We start from the raw sequence: 26,595 nt of genomic DNA, 5'->3' as shown, positions 1-26,595 counted from the left end.
ATTTCGCTGACACGATAAAAAACTGGAACCGCTCTCTGTCCAGCATTTCCTGCGCGTAAACATGATTCCGTGAGCGCGTTTAAAGTACACAACCCGTTACGCCACGGGGCCTACAACACCTTGCGCCGTTACCTACGCGTACGCCAGAATCCGCCGGCTTACACGGCTACAGGCCGGGCTATATCGTTTCCTTGTCACTGAAAAACAGTGATCGGGTTTGGTAGCCCGCTTTAAATTGTCGTTGTTGCGACACCGTCGATGCTGTCTCCTTTTTTGAGATATGGCTTTGTATGGTGGGCATGCGTGGGGCTCCTCTGTGAGCGCCGGGTTACCCAATTTGACCGGTCTACCAACCCGCGCATGGCCGCCACCCGCCGTTTGGTAGCGAGGGTGATGGCTCCCTTTTTCAAATTGGAGCTTTATCTATGTTCAAAATCACACCAAACCCGCCAGTCACCGACCCAGTCCCTCACTTGACCCGCAAAAGATCAAAGAAGCAACCGATCGCGCCCTCGACTACTACCTCCGACCCGAAGCCCTGGGAGCCCCACCAAGCTCACCCAAGTTTCGCCCCGTCTATCTCGTCGACCCCACGCTGGACGACGAAACCCTTCTGGTCGAAGCGAGCGAGTCGCTTTCATACGCCTATGCCATGGCCGGCAATATCGCCAACTCAATAGGCGGCCCGGAGCGCAAGCCACTACTGGCGCTGCAACAGGTGATCATGCTCAACGAGCTGTTGGTCAATCGACTGCTGGATAAGCTGAAGTTGCCTCAATAAATTCGCTGGCCGTTATGGCCTCTTCGCGAGCAGGCTCGCTCCCACAGGGATTGTCGTCGGACACAAAACTGGGGTCCCGAGCAGTTCCAATGTGGGAGCGAGCCTGCTCGCGAAAGCGGCCTGCCAAACAACATCTGTTTCAGACAGGCAACAAAAACCCGGAAGCTCTCGCTCTCCGGGTTTTTTGTTATCGCCAGTTCAATCAGCGGTTAAACCGCTCCACCAACGAATACTGCGTATTCGCCGTCTTGGTCAGCTCTTCACTCAACAACGCCGAGTTATGCGCTTGCTCCGACGTCTGATCCGCCAGCTCCGAAATATTGCTGATGTTGCGGCTGATCTCTTCAGCCACCGCACTTTGCTCTTCCGTCGCGGCAGCGATCTGCGTGGTCATGTCGGTGATGTTGGCCACCGCTTCACTGATGCCGACCAACGCCTGATCCGCTTCCAATACTCGTGCCACACCTTCTTCGGCCTGGCGATGCCCGGCTTCCATGGTCTGCACGGCACTCGAAGCCGTCTGCTGCAACTTGGCGATCAGGGCGTGAATCTGCCCGGTCGATTCGCTGGTGCGTTGCGCCAGTTGGCGAACTTCGTCAGCCACCACCGCGAAACCACGGCCCATCTCGCCAGCACGGGCCGCTTCGATAGCGGCGTTGAGTGCCAGCAGGTTGGTCTGGTCGGCGATGCCTTTGATCACATCAACCACGCCGCCGATTTCGTCGCTGTCCTTGGCCAGTTGGGTCACGGTCAGACCGGTTTCCCCGACCACTACGGACAAGCGCTGAATGGCTTCGCGGGTTTCGCCGGCAATGTCACGACCGCGACCGGTCAGGCGATTGGCTTCCTGAGTGGCGTCAGCGGTGCGCTGCACGTGGCTCGCCACTTCCTGAGTGGTCGCGGCCATCTGGTTGACGGCGGTGGCGACCTGTTCGGTTTCCACGCGCTGCCGTTCCAGGCCGGTGGAGCTGTTGTGCGCCAGGGCGTCGGACTGCTTGGCCTGATCGGTCAGGTGTTCGGCGGTGTCCTGCAGGCGGGTCAGGCAGGTTTTCAGGCGTGCTTCCTGGCTGAGGATCGACATTTCCAGACGCGCCTGGGCGCCACGGCTGTCGGTGTACATCTGCGCGATCAGCGGGTCGGAGGTGGTCTGCTCGGCCAAGCGCAGCAGGCGCTTGAGCCCGCGTTGCTGCCATTGCAGGCCCATCAGGCCCAACGGCACCGACAGACCGGCGGCGAGGGCAAAACCCCACTGCGAGTTCAGGGTCGCGCCGATCATGAAACTCAACTGGCTGACCAGAATGAACGGCAGCCAGTCCTGCAACACCGGCAGCCATTTATCAGTGGAAGGGATCGCCGACTTGCCCTGGTTGATGCGTTGGTAGAGCGCTTCGGCACGGCGGATCTGTTCGGCAGTGGGTTTGACCCGCACTGACTCGTAACCGACCACCTGATTGCCGTCGAACACCGGTGTGACATAGGCGTTAACCCAGTAATGGTCACCGGTCTTGCAGCGATTCTTGACAATGCCCATCCATGGCAAGCCTTGTTTCAGTGTGCCCCACATGTGCGAAAACACCGCAGCCGGGACGTCTGGGTGACGGACCAGGTTGTGCGGCGCACGGATCAGTTCCTCACGCGAAAACCCGCTGATTTCGACGAAAGCGTCGTTGCAGTAGGTGATCACGCCCTTGGCGTCGGTTGTGGAAATCAACCGCTGCTGAGCCGGGAAAGTCCGTTCGCGTTGTGTAATGGGCTGGTTATTACGCATGGTTTTTCAATCCGCAAGGCTTTGAAAGGTTGTCGGCGGTGACAGCTTTTTATTGAAGTTTTTTTTCAGATTTAAGTACGGCGTCGCAAAACGACCCTTGCGTCAGCCAGCGAGCATCGGATAAGTGAACAGGCCGAAATGCAGGAGGTTCAGGCCAAAATGTGTGGCGATCGCCGCGCCGAGTCCGCCAAAACGGTAGGCCAGACCATAGCCGACACCCGCCAGCCCTGCCAGCAACACCCAGGTCCAGCCCGCGCCGGCATGCACCAGACCAAACAGCAGCGAGGCCAGCAGCAGGGCGAGGTTTTCACCGTACGGCAGGTGTTTGAAGCGCTGACTGAGGCCGCCCTGTATATAGCCGCGAAACAGCGCTTCTTCGACCAGTGTCACTAGCAGCAGGTTGTTCAGCACCCACAGCCATGCCTGATCCGGCCACTTCGGCGCCCAGGCGATCACGCCCAGCAACAGCGCACCGCCGAGGGCCAGAACCGCGCTCAGCGTCAGGGCGAGGGCGGTGGCGTAGACGCTCAGGCGCAATGAACGGCGCCCGACAATCCACGGGCACACCAGCAGCAGCCAGAAACCGATCAGAGGTTTATCCAGATTCAGGTACATCGAGAACGGCACGGCGTTGTCGGTGAAGCGCTGCGGATCGATGGCGCGCCCGTTGGCGAACCCTGGCAGCCAATGCAGCGCCAGCGCCAAGGCCAGCACAATGAACAGACCGTGACCGAGAAACCGCGCGACCGGCACCTGTTGCTGGCGCACGGCAAAACCTGCGAATACCAGCAGCCCAATGGAAATCAGCGCCAGCCAGCCGAGGTGGCCGTAGCTCAGCGCCCAGCCATAACCGAGGCTGAGAAGTGCCAGATAGAGCCATGGCAAAGCCTTCATCGAAAGTCCCTGTGCAAATTTGTGGAAGGGCTTTCTACACGGGTGAAGGCGTGGGGACAAGTGAAGGTGTGGCGGGAAGTGGGGACGGCACACAATCCCTCGGCCACACACAAATCCCTTGTGGGAGCGAGCCTGCTCGCGAAAACGGTGGGTCAGACAACATCAATGTCGACTGATCCGCCGTCTTCGCGAGCAGGCTCGCTCCCACATGGGATTTGTGTAGGGCTTGGGATCAGTGAAGATTGAGTTTCGCGGCAGCGCGCTCGGTAATTTCCGTACGCAGTTTCAGCGATGGTGCTGCACGCAAACGCGCCTCATCGACAACCGCACCCGGCGCAGTCTCCGGGCTGCCGGAATTGAACGGCGGCGCCGGGGCGTATTCCAATTGCAACTGGATCAGTTGCGCCGCGTCGGCACCCACCAACTCTTCAGCCAATACCAAGGCAAAATCGATCCCCGCCGTAATCCCGCCACCGGTAAACAGATTGCCGTCACGCACCACCCGATCCTTCACCGCAATCGCCCCCAGCGTTGGCAGCAAATCGTGATACGCCCAATGCGTGGTCGCGCGTTTGCCTTGCAGCAGACCCGCCGCGCCGAGCACCAGCGAACCGGTGCACACCGATGTCACGTACTTCGCCTGAGCAGCCTGACGCTTGATGAAGGCCAGCGTTACCTCGTCTTCCATCAACGCGCCGACGCCACCGCCACCGGGGATGCAGATCACATCCAGATCCGGGCAATCCTCGAACGTGGTGGTCGGTTTCAGCAGCAGCCCGGTACTGGCGGTGACCGGCATCAGATCCTTCCAGATCAGATGCACCTGCACGTCCGGCAACGAGGCAAGCACGTCATAAGGGCCGGTCAGGTCGAGTTGCTGAACCTGTGGAAACAACAGAAAACCGATCTGCAGCGTCATCGTTCTTGCTCCATGAAAAGGGGTGGACGGCTTCACTGTAGGCGCGTAGGTTCTGGCGCATACGCCAATCACCCCACGAATTACGCCAAATGCCCAAAGCCATCCGCGTACTCGCGTTTGCCAACATGCAGATCCTCGACGTCACCGGGCCCTTGCAGGTGTTCGCCTCGGCCAACGACATTGCCCGTCAGCGTGGCTTGCCGATCCCTTATGCGCCGAGCGTGATCGCCAGCGGTGGCGGGGCGGTGATGTCGTCGGCAGGCTTGGCAGTATTGGCCGAGCCCTTGCCGAACGCGGCCAGCGACACGCTGATCATCGCCGGAGGCTGGGGAATTTATCCGGCCGCTGAAGATGTGCTTTTGGTCGATTGGGTACGCGAGCATGGAGCGAAATGTAGACGGGTGGCCTCGGTGTGCACAGGCGCTTTTCTATTGGCGGCCAGCGGCTGGCTCGACGGTCGACGCGTGGTTACCCACTGGACTCGCTGCGAACAACTGGCGCAGCAGCATCCGAATCTGCACGTCGAGGCGAATCCGATTTTCATCAACGACGGCCCGGTGTGGACCTCGGCGGGTGTCACCGCTGGCATCGATCTGGCCTTGGCGATGGTTGAAGAGGACCTGGGCAGCGACATCGCTTTGGACGTCGCCCGGCATCTTGTGGTGTTTCTCAAACGTCCGGGTGGGCAATCACAATTCAGCGTGACCCTGTCGTTGCAGAATCAGGGCAATCGTTTTGATGAACTGCACGCGTGGATCGCCGAAAACCTTACCTGCGACCTCGGCGTCCCGACCCTTGCTGAGCAGGCTGGCATGAGCGAACGCAGTTTCGTCCGCCACTACCGCGCCGATACCGGCCAGACTCCGGCGCGGGCGATTGAGTTGATCCGCGTCGAAACCGCCCGGCGGCTGTTAAGCGACACCGGATTGCCGGTCAAGCGCATCGCGGCCAATTGCGGGTTTGGCAGTGAAGAGACCTTGCGCCGCAGTTTCTTGCGGGCGATTGGTGTGACGCCGCAGGCGTATCGGGAGCGGTTTTCGGTCAATGTTGCAGTGGGCTGAACAGCGACGATTGAGGTAAGTGAGAAAAGCGTCCTGCTGTTGTCAGCATGACGCTTAGTCTGAAGAGAAATGTCGCTTATTACTTGATTGTAGAGCGGCAATCAAACGTGGTCTTTAGACGCGGCAGGCTTGGTTTTAGCGTTTTGCCCCACCAGGTTTTTAAGCTCTTGCATATCTTCTACTACAGCGATGCCCCATGCCGCGGTTTCTGCCATAACAATTTCATGAGCACGGTCGACGAATTTTTGCAGAAGTGCCTCGACTTCCCTAAGTTGGGTCGGCTCAATTTTTTCTTGAGGGTTATTGGCAAGCCACAACGACCATTGCACTTGGAAGTCAGTCAATAGATGCTTCAGTTCCAACTGAGCAATCACATAGCGAATATGGCCTCGGGTATACCCAAAGGTTCGATCTGCCAACATGGCTGCGCCCGCGATGGCCAGCACGGGGTAACCCAACCCCGTCAGCCATTTGAGGCACTCACTGATTCCCCCGAGCAACGGGGCAATCACACCAAGCGTGCCGAATCCGATTGAAATCCAGCGTGTTAATCTTGCCTTAGAGCCATGTTTCTTTCCCGAAGCTGCGTAGTAATCAAAGCTGTCATGCACCAGCGTATTAATTTCTTCAACGATACGTTTGATTGAAGCTTTATCCTGTTTCGCTTCGTTAATTGATTTGAATGCGTCCAGGACGGCTTTGAAGAGGTCTGGCTTTTGTGGGGTATTCACGGGCATTTATGTTCTTTGCATCCCTGTTGTTAGTTTTTTATACATTTAAAATATGGACGGCTTTTGCCTATCCCCAAAGTGATTCATGCTTTTGATGAAATTGCTCAAGGCCGAACAGCCGAATGCGTTCCAGCCATTGCTCTGCCTGAGTTCTAGAGACTTCGTGGGTCAGCGCTGCCTCTCTTAGAAGTGCAAACTCAGTGCGCAGCGTAGTGGGCATGATGCCGGGGTCGTCTGTATTGATGCAGAACTTGATCGGCCCACGTCGCAAACCGAACAGGTTATTTTTCGCGCCTTTGGCCAAGGTGTTTTCATCTGGCGGGTACCATCGAAAAACGGGATGCTCGCTGTGACATTTCAGGCGTGCGATGTAAACGTTGGAAGTCGGGTTGGCTTCAATGACCAGCCCCAGACGGTCATATCGGTCGAGCAGCCAGTCCTGAAGTGCGTGCATGAACAAAACTTCGTTGGACGTTTCGGTGACGGTAATCAGGTTCAAATCCCCTTCTGTCCGATAGTGACTGTCGGATTCATGATCCGACTGGCGAATTCGAACCTTGCAGAGGTGCTGTTTTTCATGACTCTCAAGCGGCGATGCATAGTTGTTCAAACCGGCTCGTCGAATTGAAAGACCCCGCCAGCGTTGTAGATAGAGTTGCGCGGCGGGAGAGGTTGTTTTTTTTGTGTCTTGTCCGAAATCACGGCGGTCAGGAACGGCAATCTTGAGTTTCGCGTCCTCAAAATAGGCAATGTTGTTGTACGTAACGTAGTGATAGCAGTTGCGTCGTAACCGCCATGCGTCGAAAAGCTGTTCGATCGTCGGCAACGTTGATTCTTGCTGTAACCAGGAAATGTTCGGAATGAGCCGGCGCAGAGTACGTTCCAGTTTGGGAACGATCTGTGCCGCCAGATCAAGGTGTGGGCTCATTTCGCAGGCGTGATGCCAGGCCCAGACCAGGTTGTCGACATGCTCATCAAGCGGTAGAACGGCTTCACCATGTCGATCCAGCCACATTTTGGGTTCTATACCAAGCGCCAGGGCATGTCCGAGCCTGTCACCCGAACGCATTTCACAAAATTCGACGGTTTCATCGATGTGGCGCATCCCCGACAGTGGATGGGCATAATCTTCGCCAGCGTGAATGCTCAGATGCAGTCCCGTTGCGGGAGCCGCCAGAAAAGGTTTGGATTGCAGGCCTTGGCGCAACCATCTGATCGCGGGGGCAAATACTTCGGTCTTCACCGCATTTTCATCTCCCGCCACATCTAGACCTCGTATCCAGCGGGCTGGTTGTAGCCGTCCGGGCCACAGCGACGACGTATTGATCAGTTCTTCACGTTCCCAAGAAGCATTGCTGGCGAGTTTACTTTGCAGCTTGTTGGCTTCCTGCCAGACGTTTGAAGGGTTATCTCGACTGAGTTCATCACGAATGAGGTGAATGCAGAAGTGCCAGCGCTCAAACGCATTGCGCATTGCCAGTTGTTTTGCCAAGGGTACTTGCCGGAGTTTTGGTGCCGACTCAAGGCCAATGGCGGTGCTCAGATGGCCCAACCACTGGACGACGGCTTGAGGTGAGAACTGATGATGGACAACCTTGATCTCCGCCACGTCACCTTCGCCGTGAAAGATACGCCGCGCGGCATCGGTGTACTGCTGATTCCAGCCCAGATTGCGGCGCGCCTGATTGTTGTAGACGTCTACAAAACGGGTCAGGCCCTGGCCGTCCATCAACAGTTGTCGGCGCATGTGAGTCAGCGAATTGAGTAGATAAAACAGGGCCATGCGCAGTTCGCTGGTGCAGGCAGGATCTTGATACCGCGTCCAGCACCAGATCACAAACCACAACCATGCCTTGCCGGTATCGCCTTTGATCAGGGCCCGGGCAATTTTCTGTCGTTGCCAATGCGGATGCAGAACATCGGCTGGTTCCATCTGTTTTTCTGCGAGCCATTTCCAATTGATGCTGATGGGCGGCTCGATTTTCCAGCGGCTGCCGAGACTCTTGGTGCAGATTTCACGGACCTGATTTGAATCAAGTGGCTCAGTGCCAACTTCCATCAACAGTCTTTGTGTCAATCGTTGCAGGGATGGAAGTATTTTCAGTGCGGGTTCGTTCGCCAGCTCTTTCAACGGCGCGGTCAAACCCGACATCAACACCAGGCCGTCATAGTGGACTCCGCCCAAGTGCACATGGTTTTCCGCAAACGCTTTGCCTGTCTGCGCACGTGGGCTGAAAAACGGCTGTTGAGCCTCCACAATCCGCGACAGGTCATTGCATCCAAGCCTCGGCTGTTGTCGCAGACGCCTGGCAATCCGCCAACCGGCCAGCAACGCCGGATCAAGCCGCGCAGCACATCGCACATAAGCCTGCACACGGTCATCGCGATACTGAATGACGTCACCGTTTTCCAGAAACAGTTGATCGAACAGGCCGTCGAGCATGTCGAGCCTTCCTCCCTGTGACTCAAGGAAGATGTTGCGAGGCCACAGAGTCTCGAGTGCCAGATCCATGTCGTTGATACGAAACCGGCGGGGGTAATCCGCATCAAGATCGAGACGCAGATTACGCAGACAGGTTGCGTGAAACGAGTCGTGTAGGGTCGGATCACCTAGGTCTGGTGCAACCAGGAGCCGCGACCGCAAGGTCTCCGCCAAGGATGTACTGGAGAAGCACGTGGCGCTGGCGAGCTCGAAGAGTGATTGGTCGAGCATCAGGCAGGACCAGACCCGGAAGTTGCGGCTTTTAAGTGCTCCACATACTGTTCATGCATGTATCTAAGATGGCGCTGTGGCGTTCCCGGCTCTACGTGTTTGATTCCATTTATGACATTGCTGAATTCAACTTTCAATGAGTCATCACATTTATCACTTACAGAGGTTAAAAACTTTAGCATTGTGTGGGAGGGGAGGTTTTTTATCGTGCCTATTTTTAAAGCTATGCCTTGCTCCCGGGCGGTTGCGTTGATTATTTTATTAAGTTTTGTTGAGTCTGTTATGTGTTTTTTTAAGTTTTCTGGTTCTGTTAATGATTCCATGGCTGTTTCAAAGAAGCCGGATAGGGAGTGTGTTTTTTTTATTGAGATTTTTCGTTCGTTTTCCTTCTTGTTTGTAGAGTTGTTTTGTGTTTTATGGTTGTTTGTCAATAGTTCCCGCAATAGGGTGCGGAGAGGGTGGGATTCCAGTGCAAAGGTGTAGGATCCAGTTTTAAAGTCGTGATGCTGCGCTCTATCATTGATTTTTTGCAGAAACGGAAGAATATTTTGTCGATAATGTGGATGTTGTTCGAAGTTGGTGCTGGAGCTTGACATGTTAACGTAGGAAATTATCCTTGGTAGGCCAAATACTTCACCTTTTTCGAAACTCCCGAATGCAGACCAAACGGAGTTAAACATTCGCATTCCCGAATCAATGATTTCGAATGGCGAGGGGGTGTTCGGCTTTTTATTAGTCGAAAATATACTTATTTGGTTGAACGATTTATTAAGAACGTTATGGATCAACCAGCTATGCGGGACCTGGATGTTGTTATTCTGGCGCCAGTTATTTATTTCACTTGCGAGATTGGCTATAGCTTCGTTCGTTTCGTGGTCGCCTTTGAGTGAATCTTCCGTACTGACATCTTCCCTAGATTCATCCTCGTTCGCGTCGAAGGCTTCAGAGAGATTGAGTGTGTTGGTATGGGCCAGCGCCGATATCGAGTGAAAAGGCGGACGGTTTATGATCTCCGTGATTTCGGTCTCCGAAATGTCCCGTATAAGGCTAGCGATAATCAGTTCAAAAATTCGCCCGTGAAATACGAGGTTCGCACGCTGGTTAGGCGAAAAAAAACTCCAGTGCACAAGCAGTTGCCGTGCCAGTTCTGCCTTGCCCTGAAGATCTTCGGGAACGTGGGGATTGAATGACCAACTGGAAGAAGGCTTGACATGAATTCTTTGGCCTTTCTCTGGAACCGGAAAGTACAAGATGGTCGACTTTGGGATTCGCTCTATCCAAGCTTGAGGAACAATCGGGGAAAATATTTCGGTCCAGACTTTGTTTATGCTGGAAATATTGTCAAAGTATTCATATTTTTTATTGTTTTGCTCCAGTGGCTGGAACATGTCATGTGCTAATACAGATGTTTTTTTACTGTCATTGCTTTCAGCGTGCCATTTTTCGTTGGTGAAAGCGGTGAAGTAAACGGCCCCACCTTTGCGATGATACTGAAAATAATCAGAAATGACTTTCTGCCACTGTTGAATGTAAGGGCGAAGTTCCTTTTTCAGATTCTCAGGGATGTCCGCTGTACTGGCTCCTAATGAACGATAGGCTCGCTCCTTCCCGGTGCGACCATCCCGTCGATGACGTTCGACGGTGACCGCCTTATTGAGATTTTCTTCAAAGTCCTGCACAGCCATCGCAACACCCAGTGGCATGAACAACAGGCGTTTAAGCATGGTGGGAAGAGTTTGAGGCGAGCAACTATTGAAATCTAGGTCAAGGTGATCCTTGAGCTTTGGAATCAGATGCTTGCAGCCATTGATGAATTGAGTCATTTCTCTGACGGTCTGTAGCGGGGTTTCAAGGCGACTATTTTCCTCTCCGTTGACTCGTTCGTTAAGTAATGCGTCAAGCCAGTATTGGAGCATGCCGAGCGGAAATATTTTTACGCCATTATCGGTCAGGATGATTTTTTGATTCTGCAGGTAGCTTGTTAGCGCCGGAAGTTTTACCCGTCTCGGTAGCGGAAGAACTTTACGTTGATATTCTTCCGCAAGATCCTTGGCCCTTGTTTGCGCTTCTTTTTCGATAGCCGCTTTGGGATGTGTCAGTCGTCCATGAAATTCACGCCAGATAACTTCGTCATACAGACTCAGGTCACCACTGATCAGGGGTACGACAAAAGGAGAGGTCAAGTATTTGCGAACAACCTCAATGTTTTCAAAGGCCAACTGCAGCGAAGTATCAACGTCATCAATAGGTAGAACAACCAGCTTTTTTCCAGTCAGTGACAAAGTTTTTTTCAGCAGAAGGTGAACATTTTCTGCGAGAGACTGGTTGCCCATGAACGCACGAAGTTTATCCAGACCATATTGCTCTTTCTGTTTCTGGATACCTTCCAGTGCCGCTCCCAGCTTATGCAACTGCTCATAAAACGCTTCAGCTTCCTTTTCATGGTTTTGCAGGGCGCCACGAACGGTCTTGTCTCTCATTAACGCAGCAACAATCACGTTGAGCAGGAGGTCATCACCGTTTTCCAGGAGTGTCGGATCCAAGGGTTTGAGGATCAACAGATCCTTATTACCTTCGAGGTAAGTCTTGAGATTGACTAAAACCGAGCTTTTCCCGGTGCCTCGACCACCGTCAATCAGAATCGCCTCATGGCTGCGATAGTCGTCAAGGTCGTCTGAAGGACTGTCCAAAGAGGGAGTTTTGCCAAGACTGTTTTGTAAGTGCTCTACGATTTTTTTGTAGACGTCTTGCGCCAACAGGTTTTTTGGTTCCGGTTGATGTGCCTGTTCGCCTTGGTCGATTGGCAATTCGATTTCGATGCCGGGATTCTCGCCCATGTAAACCGTTCCTTGTCATGCGCATAGCGCCTGCCCGACGGGGGAGGCGAAGATTTGATTGAATGGATCCAAAGAGAGTAGCCATGTGCTACTACAATTGCCAGTCAATCTCTTGCGTGGCTATGCGTTATCAAGGGGCGTTTATTTACGTTGCAACAGATCCAGCAATGCCTTGAGTGTTTCACCCGGCGCCTCTTCCGGAATGTTATGCCCAACGCCGGCCAGCACCCGCCGCTCGTAAAACCCGGTGAAGTGGTGGGCATCTTCATCCTCCGCCGGCGCCGGACCTACGCCATCATCAGCACCGCACAGTGAAATCGTCGGAACACTGATCGCCGGTCGTTTCTCCAGCGCCAGCTCCATCCCTTCCAGCGCCGGATCACCCGACGCATACATGAAGCGATGACGATAAGAGTGAATCACCACCTCGACGAAATCCGGGTTGTCGAACGCCGGTGCACTCAACGGATAACGCTCGGCGTTCCGCGCCCAGGTCGGCGACCACAACTGCCACAGCAATTCGCACAGCGCCCGACGATTCTGCGTCAGCCCTTCAACGCCACGGGGCGTGTGGAAGTAATACTGATACCAATAGCGATGCTCGCTCTGCGGATCCAGCGGCTGGACCGAATTCGGAATGTTTTGTAGGTTGTAGCCGTCGCCAGTCACCAAACCGCGCACCCGCTCAGGAAACAGCGCCGCCACAATGCACGCCGCCCGACCACCCCAGTCATAACCGCACAACGTCGCTTGCTCGATACCCAACGCATCCATCAGATCCAGCAGATCCTGCGCCAGCGCCGCTTGCTGGCCGGAACGCAACGTGTCCGGGCTGTTGAAACGGGTCGGGCCGTAACCGCGCAGGTACGGGACGATCACCCGGTATCCCTCGGCAGCAAGGGCAGGGGCGATTTCGTCGTAGCCGCGGGGTGAATAGGGGAAGCCGTGGAGCAGGATGACCGGTGTGCCTGTGTCCGGGCCATGGTATTCGTAGGCAATGGTCAGACTTGGAGTTCTGCTGAAAAGAATCGCACCATCGGTCATCTCATGCTCCTGTTATCCGAACAGCACCTTCTGCCAGTGATCTTCGCTGATGATCGCAATCGGCACGCCGTTGTCTCTCAGTTCTACGGCTTTTTTGATCTTGGTGCCATAAGTGCTATGAAGCCACTGATCATTGCCAATACTACCGACCACCAGATAGTGAGTTTTTTTACTGACGGAGCCGCCAATCAGTCCACCACGTTCGATAATCTTCGATTCACATTCCTTTCGTGGTCCGTAGGCCATGACGCCGGTAAAGAGGAATACCCTATCAACCAGACATAATTCCGGGGCCGGGTGGTCGAGAGGAAGACTGGTAGACGCTGTATGGGTTTGTGCGATGCCGACCGGTAAACCGGTGAACTGATGGAGCATTTCCAGCAATTCCACAGATTCATCGGCGTCTATAACACCGTCGTTGAGCATGTCGGCGAGTCGCTTGTATAGGATGTTTACGACCGGATCTTCCAAGTGCACCAAGTGGGTTTCGATCCAGGTCTTGAGAAACTCGGCTTCCTGCTGATTGATCTTGCCATCAGCGGCTAGCCCGGCAGCGACCCCTGCCAGTGCGTCGGCCGAACGCCTGTCAATCCGCGCTTCGTGAAAGAAACGGCTGTTTTGAAATTCCTGATGCAAATCGACCATCGCTGCTTCTCCTTAAGCCTCGGCTTCCGCCACCTGATTGAAATACTTTGTCCGATCCGGCGTAAACGTCACCCGCATCTTCGTCCGCGAGCAGGTCAGCGAACGCTCTTCACTCAAATGGATATCCAGATCCTCACCGCGCAAGCCTTGCCACTGCGCCAGATACTTCAGCGAGCCATATTTCTCGTTTTTCTTCAGGCTGCGGCTCACGCCACCTTTCCAGCCGAGCACTGGCAGTTCGCCGGCGAGGCATTTTTGTGCGAGGTCGGGGAAGCGGGTGGCGCGCTGGCGGCCGATTTCCCAGCATTTGATCAGGCCTTTGTCCGCGGCTTCCCAGAGTTGGGTGCGGGTCAGGCCGCTGCGAAGGGACGTGTCGATGCTGCGCTGGACGTGCTGGGACATTCTGGTTCCTTGAATTCGGGTTTTATTGGACAGCTCCGCTGTGCCCGTTGCGGTGGATGGTAGGGGCGGATGTAACGGCTGGCAACAAGGTATTTCGGGGTGTAAGTGCAAGTTACGAGGGTGGCTTTGCGTGGCGTTTGTGAGTTTTTTGCAGGCATTGATTTACACAAAATGTCGCCGCAGGTAACCGGTGCAGGGGGCAGCGCCGAAATTCGGCGCTGGGTGATGTGTTTGGCGTGTAGTCCGGCTTCCCACAAAAGGCGTTTAAAGTACGATTTATCTGACAGACGCTGACGAAGAACCGGACGACCTCAAGGCTGCCACTCACTCTTTTCCCCGCTCAAACGTCGATCCAGAAAGCTCGCCGCGCTGATCAACGCCAGATGCGTCAGCGCTTGCGGCGTATTACCCAAATGCCGGCCATGGCTGTCGAACTCTTCGGCATACAACCCGAGCGGGTTGGCGTAACGCAGCAGTTGCTCAAACTCCAGATGCGCTTTTTCCACCTGCCCCGCGCGGGCGAGGCATTCGACGTACCAGAATGAACACGCAGCGAAAGCGCCTTCGGTGCCGGCCAGACCATCGATATTGCTGTCGTCGTTGCGATAGCGATACACCATGCCGTCGCGCACCAGATGCTTTTCAATCGCCTCAAGCGTCGACAGCCAACGTGGATCCTTGGCGCTGACAAAGCGCACCAGCGGCATCAGCAACATCGAGCCATCCAGCGCCGTGCCACCCTTGTACTGCACGAAATGCCCGCGTTCCTCGTTCCAGAAGTTCTCCCAGATGTCGGCGTAAATTGCCTGCCGAGTCTGATCCCATTGCGCGAAGGGCGCCGGCAGCGAGCGTTTCGAGGCCAGTCGGATGGCCCGGTCCAGCGCCACCCAGCACATCAGCCGCGAGTGCAGAAAGTGATGTTGCTCACCGCGCATTTCCCAGATGCCTACATCCTTGGTTTGCCACGTCTCACAGACTTGATCGACCACTTCGCGCACGTGTTTCCAGCCTTCGTGGGAAATCGCGTCGCCGTATTTGTTGACCAGATACACCGCGTCCATCAGCTCGCCGAAGATGTCGAGCTGGATCTGGTCGTACGCACCATTGCCGATGCGCACCGGTTTCGCGCCGCCATGACCGGACAGGTGATCAAGTTCGGTTTCCGGCAATTCCTGTTGCCCGTCGATGGCGTACAGAATATTCAGTTTCATCGGTTGTCCATGGCAGTCGCTGACTCGTCCGCGCAGCCAACCCATGTAGGCGTTGGCTTCGCCGACAAAGCCCAGGCGCATGAACGCGTACACCGTGAACGAGGCATCGCGGATCCACGTGTAGCGGTAATCCCAGTTGCGTTCGCCGCCGGGCGTTTCCGGAAGACCGAAGGTGGCGGCAGCGAGAATCGCGCCGTGTTTGCGCGAGGTCAGTAGTTTGAGGGCGAGGGCCGAGCGGTTGACCATTTCGCGCCAGCGCCCGCGATAGATTGACTGACCGAGCCAGTCGCGCCAGAACTTCAGCGTGCGCTCCATGCACAGTTGTGCGGCACCTGCCGCGAAACGCGGATCGTCTTCGCCACCCAGCAAGAACGCGGCAGTCTGATCCTGTTTCAGGGTAAATGAGGCAACCGCTGCGTCGGTTTCGATGTGCAACGGCTGATCCGAGGTCAGGCGCATCGATGGCTGCCCATCGGCACTGAAAATCACCGCTTGCTGGTCCATTCGCGCACGGGTGTCGGCGCGCGCGTAGTCATGGCGCACCGCGCAACGCACGTGGAAGGTCGCTTCGCCGCTGACCACGCGGACCCGGCGCATCAGCAGCGGCAAATCGTCCTCGTTGTCCGCCACCGGCAACAGATCGGTGATTTCGACCACAGCACGCTCACTCAGCCAGCGGGTTTGCAGGACGTTGGTGTCCGGCAGATAAATCTGCTCGCGGCGCGCGTCGGGCAAGTCCGGCGCAAGTTGGAAAATCCCCGCGTCGGGAGTGTCCAGCAGCGAACAGAAAATCGATGGGCTGTCGAACTCCGGCCAGCAGAAAAAATCCACGCTGCCGCGATCATTGATCAGCGCTGCACTGCGCATGTCGCCGATGATGCCGTGGGCGTCGATCGGGCTTTGTCGTTCCTGGTGATGCTCAGCCATTGCCGCGAAACTCCGGATAGAGGCTCATGCCGCCGTCGATGAACAGGGTGGTGCCAACGATGTAATCGGAGGCATCCGAGGCGAGAAAGACCACGGCGTTGGCGACGTCTTCCACGTCGCCGATGCGCCCATAGGGAATCAGTTCAAGCAGCTTGTCGCCGGCAGCGCCTTCGGTCGCGTCTTTGTTGATTGCCGTGCGAATCGCCCCCGGCGCGATGCCGTTGATGCGAATGCGTTGATGGCTGACTTCCTGCGCGAGGGTCTGCATCAACTGATCGACGCCGCCCTTGGACGCGGCGTAATTGACGTGCCCGGCCCAAGGAATGCGCTGGTGCACCGAACTCATGTGGATGATCTTGCCGGCAGCGCGCGACACGCCTTCACGAACGCCCTGTCGATTGAAGATGCGCAGGGCAGCGCGGGCGCAGAGGAATTGCCCGGTGAGGTTAACGCCGATCACCGCGTTCCAGTCGTCGAGCGTCATGTCCACGGCGGCGGCGTCTTTTTGCATACCCGAGTTGGCGATCAGAATATCCAGCGAACCGAAGGCGTCGAGAGTTTCGGTGAACAGGCGTTCAACGTCGTCTTCCTTCGAGACATCGGCGCTGATAGCCAGCGCTTGACCACCGTCGGCAATGATCTGTCGGGCCAAGGCTTCGGCCGGTTCTGCCTGGCGGTTGTAGTTGATGACCACCGCCGCGCCGGCTGCGGCGAGGGCTTTGGCGGCGGCGTGGCCGATGCCGGAGCTGGCGCCGGTGATCAGGGCTACTTGTCCGGTGAGGGAGATTTGCATGCAGGGTCGCGCCTTGAGTGAGGGCTTACATAGCTGACTGGTGGCTGGCGCTGAGAGTTCATTCGGGGGATGCGGTGATTGCGCTGGCGCCTTCGCGAGCAAGCTCGCTCCCACACTGGATCTGCGGCGTACACAAATCCTGTGGGAGCGAGCTTGCTCGCGAAGGGGGCCTTCACATTCCACCAACAATTCCCCGCTTCCCCGACACCTGACCCTATGGCAACTTGGCCGCCCTTGATGAGGCAGCAACCGATGGCAAACCCTTACCGCGAATTGTTCAACGCCCCCGGTGCACGAAATTTTGTGCTGGCCGGGATGATCGCGCGGATGCCGATCTCCATGACCGGTATCGGCGTGATCACCATGCTCTCGCAGTTGAAGGGCGGCTATGCGTTGGCCGGTGGTGTGGCGGCGACGTTTGCTCTGGCCACGGCGTTTTGTGCGCCGCAGGTGTCGCGACTGGTGGACCGCTTCGGTCAGGGGCGGATTCTGCCGGTGTCAGCGTTGATCGGCGGCGGCGCACTGCTGATGTTGCTGCTGTGCACGCGGTTACAGGCGCCAAACTGGACGCTGTTCATCTTCGCCGCGCTGGCCGGTTGCATGCCGAGCATGTCAGCGATGGTGCGTGCGCGCTGGACCGAGATCTATCGCGGTCAGCCGCAATTACAGACCGCGTATGCGCTGGAATCGGTGCTTGATGAGGTCTGCTTTATCGTCGGTCCGCCGCTGTCGGTGGGCTTGTGCGTGGCGGTGTTTCCCGAGGCCGGGCCGCTGGCGGCTTTGCTGGCGCTGGCGATTGGCGTGACGGCGTTTGTCGCCCAGCGCAGCACCGAGCCACCGGTGCACCCGCATACGTCTGAACATCACGCCTCGATCATTGGTTCGACTGACGTTCAGTTGTTGCTGGCCTTGATGATTGCCATGGGCGTTATCGTCGGTGTCATCGATGTGGTCAGCGTCGCGTTTGCCCAACAACAGGGGCAACCGGCGGCGGCGAGCATTGTGTTGTCGGTGTATGCCATCGGTTCGTGCCTGGCCGGCATCGCTTTCGGGGCGATGCGTTCGAAATTGCCATTGCCGCAGTTGTTCCTGTACGGCGGCGTGGCGACGGCGGTGACGACGTTACCGCTGTTGCTGGCGAGCAATATTTTTGGCTTGTCGCTGGCCGTGTTCGTTGCCGGGCTGTTCTTCTCGCCGACGCTGATTGTCGCGATGGCGTTGATTGAACGCATCGTGCCAGCGGCCAAACTCACCGAAGGGTTGACCTGGCTGGTGACCGGTTTGAGTATCGGTGTGGCAGTGGGGGCGGCCGGCTCCGGTTGGCTGGTGGACGCTTTCGGCGCACGCAGCGGTTTCTGGCTGGCGATCGCGGCGGGGGCCGTGGTGCTGGGTTCGGCAATACAGAGTTACCGCCATCTGAAATGAAATTTCCATTGTGGGAGCGAGCTTGCTCGCGAAAGCGGTGTTTCAGTCAACATTCCTATTGAATGTGAAATGGCTTTCGCGAGCAGGCTCGCTCCCACAGGATTTGCCCTTTTACCAGCCCCGTCCCGAGTTGACCCAGAAATTCACTGACAGTGAAGTCGACACCGATTCCACCTGATGGAACCAGCCCTCCGGCAAAAACAGCAAATCCCCAGCCTCCAGCGTCACCCGCAGAAATGTCACGTCGCGGGCGGCAGGAAAACGCTCGTAGTCCGGCGCATCCGGATTGAAATCACAGCCATCCAGACCACCCTTGGGCGCAGTCGACCAGGTACCCAGCGCTTCACGGTGATGCGGCGCGGCGAGGGTGAAGGTCTTTTGCCCCCAAACCTGCGCAAACAGATTGTCGGTGTCGTCGCGATGCAGTGGTGTCAGCGTCCCTTTCGGCCCGATCCAGATTCGCGGCGGAATAAACAGCGCGGTGTCGAAGTAGGGCGGGTACTTGATCTGTTGCATCAACTGCGCCGGCAGGATGTTGTTGCCCATATACGCTGGCGGCTCGCCATCGGCGCCCTTGACCGCCGGTTTGTCCAGCGAGGCGATGAAGTCGGCCATCGACGTCGAGCGAAAATCACGTTCGGTGGAAAAGGTTTTCTTCACATAATCGCCATGGCGGGTGATGCCTTGCAGCTCGGCGAAATGCACCAGCGATTCTTCGCGACTGAGCTTGAACAGTGGCCAGTCGTGCAGCGCATTGCTGATCACCACCGGAATGCCATTGGGCAGGTAGCGGCTGTTGAATTCGGCGACCGACAGATCACCGCGGGCGAGGCGTTCGACGCTGCTTTGGGTCGGCAGGCTGGCGGTGAGTTTTTCGCTGAAGCGCGGCGGAGTCGGGTAGCGCTTGTTCATGTCGACTTTCTCCGCCACGGCGCGACCGTGCATCGCATGCTCGATGATCTGCGGCAGCATCGTTGCCAGGCCCATGTTGCCGCCAATCTTCAGGCGTCCGCTGGCGAACAGCTCTTCGACGTTGGCCATGCCGCTCATGATCCCGAGGAAATCGCGCTCGGCGACTTCAATGGTCACGTCCGGGCTGGCGTGAAGTCCTGGCTCGGTGCGGCTGCTGGCCTTGACCTCTGACCAGAAAGCCAGGTGCGGGCCAAAGACGAATTGGAAAACTCCTTCGATGCCGACGGCACCGGCATTGGCGAACAGCTTGCCCAGGATGCTCTGCAGGTCCACGGTGAATCCTCGTTATTGGTTTTAGCCTGAACAGTTAACGAGCGCCTGTGGGAAGAATTTACCGGTCGACGACTAATTTAACCGCGACGGGATCCGTTTCTCTCTACAGATGAATTTTCCGAGGAAAGCGTGGTGACCAAGCTGACCCTGCTGTGTCTGCCGTACTCCGGCGCCAGTGCCATGGTTTACAGCCGCTGGCGACGAAAGCTGCCGCAATGGCTGCAATTGCAACCGGTCGAGCTACCGGGGCGTGGCGCGCGCTTTGGCGAGCCGCTGCACACCGACATGCGTGCACTGGCGATGCAACTGGCCAAGGAACTGCGGTCGACACTCAAAGCCCCTTATGCACTGTTCGGCCATAGCCTTGGCGCGTTGCTGGCCTGCGAGATGGCTCACGCCCTGCGCGCACTGGGCTGTCCCGAGCCGGTAGCGATGTTCGCTTCGGGAACCGCGGCGCCGACGATGCGCGCCGATTACGATCGCGGCTTTGCCGACCCCAAGACCGACGCCGAGTTGATCGAGCAACTGCGCACGCTCAATGGCACCAGCGAAGAAGTCCTTGCCAACGCAGAGCTGATGAGCCTGACCCTGCCGATCCTGCGCGCGGATTTTCAACTGTGCGGCAAGTTCGAGCCGCTGGCGCGACCGCTGCTCAACTGCCCGGTGCATGTGCTCGGCGGCAAGGCTGACCGCGCGACCACCGAGCAATTGATCGGCTGGAGCAAGGAGACGCACGGCAGCTTTTCGGTGGACATGCTCGCGGGTGGGCACTTCTTTATTCATGAGCATGAAGCGAAGGTATTGAAGGTGATCAAGGATCAGCTCGACGGCCATCATCGCCGCCATGCCATGGCCGCAATCGCCTGAACACCGCAGAACCTGTGGGAGCGAGCCTGCTCGCGAAGGGGGCAGGTCAGTCAATATCTGCACTGACAGACATACCGCTTTCGCGAGCAGGCTCGCTCCCACAGGGTTTTCTGCCAGTCTGAAATTCCCCGTTCTGCCGCCCGCCTGACAGTTCTTCTCATTCGCTAATTTTTCCGGTCTGCATTCGTTTTATAGGGACGACGTGCCTTTGTGCTTCCTGCCTACTGATCCGGATGCTAAGAAATGAATGCTGAAGACTCCTTGAAACTCGCTCGCCGGTTTATCGGGTTGCCCCTGGAAAAGCGCCAGATGTTCCTCGCTGCCCTGCAGAGGGAAGGGGTGGATTTTTCCCGGTTTCCGATTCCGACCGGCGTCGAGGCCGAGGATCGGCAGGCGCTGTCTTACGCACAGCAACGCATGTGGTTTCTCTGGCAGCTGGATCCCCAAGGTGGCGCCTATAACCTGCCAGGCGCGGTACGGCTCAATGGCCGCTTGAACCTGGCGGCGCTGGAGCAAGCCTTTGCCAGCCTGGTCGAGCGTCACGAAACCCTGCGTACGGTGTTCCAGCGCGAGGCCGATGACAGTCTGCTGCAAGTGCCGGCCAGCGCGCCGCTGGTGATCCGCCATGAAGACTTCAGCGTGCTGCCGGCCAGCGAGCGTGAGCAGGCTGTGGTGCAGGCCGCCGAGCAACAATCGGTGTTGCCATTCGATCTGGCCGTGGGTCCGCTGCTGCGGGTGACATTGCTCAAGCTCGCCGAGCAGGAACATGTGCTGCTGCTGACCCTGCACCACATCGTTTCCGATGGCTGGTCGATGAACGTGCTGATCGACGAATTCATCCGTTGCTACGACGCGTTCGATGCCGGTCTGCAGCCGCAACTGGCCGCGCTGCCGATCCAGTACAGCGACTACGCCTTGTGGCAGCGCCGCTGGCTGGAGGCGGGCGAACAGGCGCGCCAACTCGATTACTGGCAGGCGCAACTGGGCGACGAACACCCGGTGCTGGAGCTGCCGCTGGATCATTCGCGTCCGGCGATGCCGAGCTATCGCGGCACTCGCTATGAGTTCGCTGTCGATGAACAACTGGCCGAGCAACTGCGCAACACCGCGCAGCAGCATCAAGTCACGTTATTCATGCTCTTGCTCGGTGCCTTCAACGCGCTGCTGCATCGCTATACCGGCCAGACCGACATCCGTGTCGGCGTGCCGATTGCCAACCGCAACCGTGGCGAAATCGAAGGGCTGATCGGCTTCTTCGTCAACACGCAAGTGCTGCGGACCCAACTGGACGGGCAGACCCGGATTGACGATCTGCTGCGCGCCGTCAAGGACACCGCGCTCGGCGCTCAGGCGCATCAGGATCTGCCGTTCGAGCAACTGGTCGAAGCGCTGAAGCTGGAACGCAGCCTCAGTCACACGCCGCTGTTCCAGGTGATGTACAACCACCAGCCGCAAGTGGCGGACATCGCCAGCATCAGCACGGCCTCCGGTCTACTGCTGAACAGCCTCGACTGGCAGAGCCGTACCACCCAGTTCGACCTGACCCTCGATACCTACGAGAAGGGCGGCAAGCTGCATGCGGCGCTGACGTACGCCAGCGACTTGTTCGAGCCCGCGACCATCGAGCGCATGGCGCGCCACTGGTTGCGCTTGCTCACGGCCATGGTTGCCGATCCGTCGCAACGCATCGGCGAACTGCCGCTGATGGAGGCTGATGAACAGCACACACTGGTGCATGACTGGAACAATGTTCACGCGGTTTATCCGACCCAAACCCCGATACACCAATTGATCGAAGCGCAGGTTGCGCGCACGCCGAATGCGCCTGCGCTGCTGTTCGGTGAGCAGACGCTGAGCTACGCCGAACTGGATGCGCGGGCCAACCGCCTCGCGCATTTACTGGGTGAACAAGGCGTGCGGGCCGACAGTCTGGTCGGCGTTTGTGCCCTGCGTTCGGTGGAAATGGTTGTCGCGCTGCTGGCGATTCTCAAGGCGGGCGGCGCTTATGTGCCACTGGATCCGGAGTACCCGCAGGAACGTCTGGCGTACATGATCGAGGACAGCGGCATCACCTTGTTGCTGACCCAGGATGCTTTGCTGGCATCGCTGCCGACTGACGGCGTGCAGGTCATTACGCTGGATCAGCCGGGCCTGCTCGACCGCTACAGCGACAGCCGCCCGAACGTCAGCGTCGATCCGCTGAACCTGGCCTATGTGATTTACACCTCGGGCTCTACCGGTAAACCGAAAGGCGCCGGCAACAGCCACGCGGCGCTGGTCAACCGCTTGTGCTGGATGCAGGAAGCGTACGCGATCGACGCCAGCGATTCGGTGTTGCAGAAGACCCCGTTCAGCTTTGACGTTTCGGTCTGGGAATTCTTCTGGCCGCTGCTGACCGGCGCGCGTCTGGTGGTTGCCGCGCCAGGTGCGCACCGCGATCCGCTGCAACTGATCGACATCATCAACCGCCACGGCATCAGTACGTTGCACTTTGTGCCGTCGATGCTGCAGGCGTTCATTCACGAGGCGGGCGTGGAAAGCTGCGTGGGCCTCAAGCGCATCGTCTGCAGTGGTGAAGCACTGCCGCTGGATGCGCAACTGCAAGTCTTCGCCAAACTGCCCAACGCTGGCCTCTACAACCTCTACGGCCCGACCGAAGCGGCGATCGACGTCACCCACTGGACCTGCGTTGACGAAGGCGCGGACAGCGTGCCGATCGGCCGGCCGATCGCCAACCTGCGCACCCACGTCCTCGACGCCGAGTTGCTGCCGGTGCCAAGTGGCGTGGCTGGCGAACTGTATCTGGGCGGCGCCGGTCTCGCGCGCAGTTATCACCAGCGTCCGGCGCTGACCGCCGAGCGTTTTGTGCCGTGCCCGTTCCACGACGGCGCGCGCCTGTACCGCACCGGTGACCGTGTGCGCCAGCGTGCCGACGGCGTGATCGAATACCTCGGTCGTCTCGACCATCAAGTGAAACTGCGCGGTCTGCGTATCGAGTTGGGTGAAATCGAAACCCGCCTGATGCAGCATCCGCTGGTGCGTGAAGCAGTGGTGCTGGTGCAGGGCGGCAAGCACCTGGTGGCTTACCTTGTGCTGGAAAATGCTCAGTCGGACGAACAATGGCAGCAGGAGGTCAAGGCGTGGCTGCTCGGCAGCCTGCCGGAGTTCATGGTGCCGACCTACCTGATGACGCTGGCCAAACTGCCGGTCACCGCCAACGGCAAACTCGATCGCAAAGCCTTGCCGCAACCGGACGCCGCGCCACAACAAGCCTTCGTCGCACCGCAGGATGCGCTGCAAAAAGCCCTGGCGGCGATCTGGGAGGACGTGCTCGGCCTTGAACGCGTCGGCCTCGAAGACAACTTCTTCGAACTGGGTGGCGACTCGATCATTTCGATTCAAGTGGTCAGTCGTGCGCGACAGGCCGGAATTCGCGTCAGCCCGCGTGATCTGTTCCAGTACCAGACCGTGCGCAGCCTTGCGCTGGTCGCCACGCTGGATAATCAGACCTCGGTGGATCAAGGGCCGGTAACCGGCGACGCCGTGCTCGGGCCAATTCAACAGCATTTCTTCAGCCGCGCGATGCCGCTGCGTGAGCACTGGAACCAGTCGCTGCTGCTGACCCCACGCGACACCTTGAACGCGCAGTGGCTGGATTCCGCACTCACCCAGGTGATCAATCATCACGACGCCTTGCGCCTGCGCTTTGTCGAAGGCGCCGACGGCTGGCAGCAGAGCCATGGCCCGTTGGTTGGCAGCGCTGACGTGTGGCAACGCGATGCCGAGTCCGCAGAACAGCTGCAGGCGCTGTGCAACGAAGCCCAGCGCAGCCTCGACTTGCAGAACGGTCCGCTGTTGCGTGCATTGCTGGTGACGCTGGCCGATGGCACTCAGCGCCTGAACCTGATCATTCACCACTTGGCGGTGGACGGGGTTTCCTGGCGTGTGCTGCTGGAAGATTTGCAACAGGCTTACGAGCAGCGCTCGGCGGGCGGAGGCATTCAGTTGCCGGCCAAAACCAATGCCTTCCAGAGCTGGACCGCGCGCCTGCAAAGCGCCGTTGCACGCTTCGATGAACAACTGGATTACTGGAAAACCCAGCATCAAGGTGCGCAGGATCTGCCGTGCGAACGTCCAGAGGGCAGCCTGCAAAACCTGCATGGCGAGAAAATCGAATGGCGCCTCGACGCCGAGCGGACCCGTCAGTTGCTGCAACAGGCGCCGGCGGCGTATCGCACGCAAGTCAATGATCTGTTGTTGACCGCATTGGCGCGCACCATCAGTCGCTGGACCCGCCAGCCCGGCACCTTGATCGAGCTAGAAGGGCATGGTCGCGAAGACCTCTTCGATGACATCGACCTGACCCGCACCGTGGGCTGGTTCACCAGTTTGTTCGCGGTCAATCTGACCGCCGCCGACGATCTCGACGGCTCGATCAAGTCGATCAAGGAGCAACTGCGCGGCGTGCCGGACAAAGGTCTGGGCTACGGCGTGCTGCGCTATCTCGGCGCGCCATCGGTGCGCGCCGAACTGGCAGCGTTGGCGCCGCCACGCATTACCTTCAACTACCTCGGCCAGTTCGACCGGCAGTTCGACGACGCGGCGCTGTTCGTGCCGTCCGCTGAAACCAGCGGCGTTGCGCAGGATCCGGCAGCGCCGTTGGCCAACTGGCTGACGCTGGAAGGCCAGGTCTATGGCGGTGAACTGTCGATGAGCTGGGGCTTCAGCCGCGAGATGTTCGACAGGGCGACCGTGCAGTATCTGGTCGATCAATACGCGCTGGAACTGCATGCGCTGATTGAACATTGCTGCACGCTGCAAGCCGCGCAAGCAACGCCATCGGACTTCCCGCTGGCCCGCGTGACCCAGGCACAACTGGATGGGTTGCCGGTGCCGGCAGGTCAACTCGATGATGTGTATCCGCTGTCGCCGATGCAACAGGGCCTGCTGTTCCACACCCTCTACGAACAAGCAGCGGGTGAGTACATCAACCAGTTGCGCGTCGACGTACAAGGTCTCGACCCCGAGCGTTTCCGCGCTGCGTGGCAGGCCACCGTTGATGCGCAGGACATTCTGCGCAGCGGTTTCGTCTGGCAGGGTGAGCTGGCGCAGCCGGTGCAGATCGTCCACAGGCACGTGCAACTGCCGTTCAGCACGCTGGACTGGCGCGACCGCGAGGATCAGCCGGCAGCGCTCGCTGCGCTGGCCGATGCCGAGCGTCAGCAAGGTTTCGATCTGAGCAGTGCACCACTGCTGCGACTGCTGCTGGTGCAGACCGGCGCCGAGCAATGGCACCTGATTTACACCCATCACCACATCCTCATGGACGGTTGGAGCAACTCGCAGTTGCTCGGTGAAGTCTTGCAGCGCTACAGCGGTCGCACGCCGGTAACTGGCGGCGGACGTTATCGCGATTACATCGCCTGGCTGCAACGTCAGGACGGCCAACTGAGTGAAGATTTCTGGAACGGCCAATTGGCTGCCCTGCAAGAGCCGACCCGGCTGGCGCGCGCGGCCACCGCTGGCGAAAAGCAGAGCGGCCATGGCGATCACTACCTGACCCTGGACGTGCAACGCACCCAGGCACTGGAAACCTTTGCCCGCCAGCAAAAAGTCACCGTCAACACTTTGGTGCAAGCGGCGTGGCTGCTGTTGCTGCAACGCTATACCGGTCACGAAGCCGTGGCGTTCGGTGCGACCGTGGCCGGGCGTCCGGCGGATCTGCAGGGCATCGAGCAGCAGGTCGGTCTGTTCATCAACACCTTGCCGGTCATCGGCGCGCCACGTCCGGATCAAACCGTTGGCAGCTGGCTGCAAGCGGTACAGGCGCAAAACCTCAGCCTGCGCGACTTCGAGCACACGCCACTGGCGGACATCCAGCGTTGGGCCGGGCAGGGCGGTGAGGCGCTGTTCGACAACATTCTGGTGTTCGAAAACTACCCGATTGCCCAGGCGCTGAGTCAGGCCGGGCAAGGGCTGACATTCGGCGATGTCGGCAATCTCGAACAAACCCATTACGCGCTGAGCGTGGCGGTCACCCTCGGTCAGCAGTTGGCGTTGCACTACAGCTTTGATCGCGGCCAATTCGCCAGCGATGTCATCGCCGGTATCAGTGCGCACCTGTTGCAACTGCTTGAGCAGTTCGCCCTGTCGGCGGAGCGCAACCTCGGTGAAATCGCCTTGGCAGATGCTCAAGAGCAGGCGCGCCAGCAAGCTGAAAACCACCCGCAGCCGTACCCGGTGGACATCGGCGTACATCAGCGCATTGCCGCGTTGGCTGCGCAAAATCCGCAGCGCACGGCGGTGATCTTCAACGGTGAGCATTTCAGCTA

The 26,595-nt window shown here is 58.1% G+C and carries 16 protein-coding genes and 1 pseudogene (1 of these 17 cut by a window edge); 5 read left to right on the top strand and 12 right to left on the bottom strand.

The features are described from left to right. The first annotated feature begins 425 nt into the window (after nucleotides 1-425). Nucleotides 426-781 (top strand): annotated as a pseudogene (locus L8H52_RS20920) (hypothetical protein). 202 nt (nucleotides 782-983) lie between these two features. Here the strand turns inward: L8H52_RS20920 and L8H52_RS20915 are convergent. The 3 genes from L8H52_RS20915 to inhA form a co-directional block, all read right to left on the bottom strand. Continuing rightward, nucleotides 984-2,549: a PAS domain-containing methyl-accepting chemotaxis protein gene (locus L8H52_RS20915; protein ID WP_016983500.1), complete on the bottom strand. Its 1,566-nt coding sequence runs from the start codon at nucleotides 2,547-2,549 to the stop codon at nucleotides 984-986. Nucleotides 2,550-2,651: 102 nt separating this feature from the next. After that, the gene (locus tag L8H52_RS20910) at nucleotides 2,652-3,443 is read right to left on the bottom strand and encodes a CPBP family intramembrane glutamic endopeptidase (protein ID WP_242208548.1); all 792 of its coding nucleotides are present in this window, start codon (nucleotides 3,441-3,443) and stop codon (nucleotides 2,652-2,654) included. Between the two features lie 232 nt (nucleotides 3,444-3,675). Beyond that, nucleotides 3,676-4,362 carry an isonitrile hydratase gene (gene inhA, locus L8H52_RS20905; protein WP_175554875.1) on the bottom strand — a complete coding sequence of 229 codons (687 nt, stop codon included), beginning with the start codon at nucleotides 4,360-4,362 and terminating at the stop codon, nucleotides 3,676-3,678. 89 nt (nucleotides 4,363-4,451) lie between these two features. Between inhA and L8H52_RS20900 the strand changes: the two genes are divergently transcribed. Next, a complete protein-coding gene (locus L8H52_RS20900) occupies nucleotides 4,452-5,423 on the top strand; it encodes a GlxA family transcriptional regulator (protein ID WP_242208547.1) in 972 nt (323 codons plus the stop codon). A 101-nt stretch (nucleotides 5,424-5,524) separates the two neighbouring features. On the opposite strand, the gene L8H52_RS20895 is transcribed toward L8H52_RS20900, so the two are convergent. From L8H52_RS20895 to L8H52_RS20860, 8 genes are all read right to left on the bottom strand, one after another. After that, complete coding sequence (locus L8H52_RS20895) at nucleotides 5,525-6,160, bottom strand: SLATT domain-containing protein (protein WP_242208546.1); 636 nt, start codon at nucleotides 6,158-6,160, stop codon at nucleotides 5,525-5,527. Nucleotides 6,161-6,221: 61 nt separating this feature from the next. Then, nucleotides 6,222-8,867 carry an antiviral RADAR system adenosine deaminase RdrB gene (gene rdrB / locus L8H52_RS20890; protein WP_347340758.1) on the bottom strand — a complete coding sequence of 882 codons (2,646 nt, stop codon included), beginning with the start codon at nucleotides 8,865-8,867 and terminating at the stop codon, nucleotides 6,222-6,224. Beyond that, on the bottom strand, nucleotides 8,867-11,704 hold the full coding sequence (gene rdrA, locus L8H52_RS20885) for an antiviral RADAR system adenosine triphosphatase RdrA (RefSeq protein WP_242208544.1): 2,838 nt from the start codon (nucleotides 11,702-11,704) through the stop codon (nucleotides 8,867-8,869). The genes rdrB and rdrA overlap by 1 nt, the downstream gene beginning before the upstream one ends. A 141-nt stretch (nucleotides 11,705-11,845) precedes the next feature. Further along, complete coding sequence (locus L8H52_RS20880) at nucleotides 11,846-12,748, bottom strand: alpha/beta hydrolase (RefSeq protein WP_242208543.1); 903 nt, start codon at nucleotides 12,746-12,748, stop codon at nucleotides 11,846-11,848. 12 nt (nucleotides 12,749-12,760) lie between these two features. Continuing rightward, complete coding sequence (locus L8H52_RS20875) at nucleotides 12,761-13,393, bottom strand: BRCT domain-containing protein (protein ID WP_242208542.1); 633 nt, start codon at nucleotides 13,391-13,393, stop codon at nucleotides 12,761-12,763. Nucleotides 13,394-13,405: 12 nt separating this feature from the next. After that, entirely contained in the window at nucleotides 13,406-13,795 is a 390-nt protein-coding gene (locus L8H52_RS20870) for a hypothetical protein (protein WP_242208541.1), read from the bottom strand. 311 nt (nucleotides 13,796-14,106) lie between these two features. After that, entirely contained in the window at nucleotides 14,107-15,933 is a 1,827-nt protein-coding gene (locus L8H52_RS20865; RefSeq protein ID WP_242208540.1) for a glycoside hydrolase family 15 protein, read from the bottom strand. Continuing rightward, entirely contained in the window at nucleotides 15,926-16,726 is an 801-nt protein-coding gene (locus L8H52_RS20860; RefSeq protein WP_242208539.1) for a glucose 1-dehydrogenase, read from the bottom strand. Before L8H52_RS20860 ends, L8H52_RS20865 begins: the two co-directional genes overlap by 8 nt. Nucleotides 16,727-16,978: 252 nt before the next feature. Between L8H52_RS20860 and L8H52_RS20855 the strand changes: the two genes are divergently transcribed. Further along, entirely contained in the window at nucleotides 16,979-18,151 is a 1,173-nt protein-coding gene (locus L8H52_RS20855; protein ID WP_242208538.1) for an MFS transporter, read from the top strand. Nucleotides 18,152-18,262: 111 nt separating this feature from the next. Here L8H52_RS20855 and L8H52_RS20850 read toward each other — a convergent pair whose 3' ends face one another. Next, the gene (locus L8H52_RS20850; protein WP_242208537.1) at nucleotides 18,263-19,396 is read right to left on the bottom strand and encodes a cupin-like domain-containing protein; all 1,134 of its coding nucleotides are present in this window, start codon (nucleotides 19,394-19,396) and stop codon (nucleotides 18,263-18,265) included. 129 nt (nucleotides 19,397-19,525) lie between these two features. Between L8H52_RS20850 and L8H52_RS20845 the strand changes: the two genes are divergently transcribed. Both L8H52_RS20845 and L8H52_RS20840 read left to right on the top strand, forming a co-directional pair. Continuing rightward, on the top strand, nucleotides 19,526-20,263 hold the full coding sequence (locus tag L8H52_RS20845; RefSeq protein ID WP_242208536.1) for an alpha/beta fold hydrolase: 738 nt from the start codon (nucleotides 19,526-19,528) through the stop codon (nucleotides 20,261-20,263). A 243-nt stretch (nucleotides 20,264-20,506) separates the two neighbouring features. Beyond that, nucleotides 20,507-26,595: the start of a non-ribosomal peptide synthase/polyketide synthase gene (locus L8H52_RS20840; RefSeq protein ID WP_242208535.1), read on the top strand. 6,232 nt of this gene lie beyond the right edge of the window; the window shows 6,089 of its 12,321 coding nt (coding positions 1-6,089); its start codon is at nucleotides 20,507-20,509; its stop codon lies beyond the right edge, outside the window.

This window comes from Pseudomonas sp. CROZ-RG-20F-R04-15 (genome assembly GCF_022662375.1).
Taxonomy (GTDB): domain Bacteria; phylum Pseudomonadota; class Gammaproteobacteria; order Pseudomonadales; family Pseudomonadaceae; genus Aquipseudomonas.
Note: the sequence above shows the minus strand (reverse complement) of the source record. Positions and strands in the feature narration are given on the sequence as shown.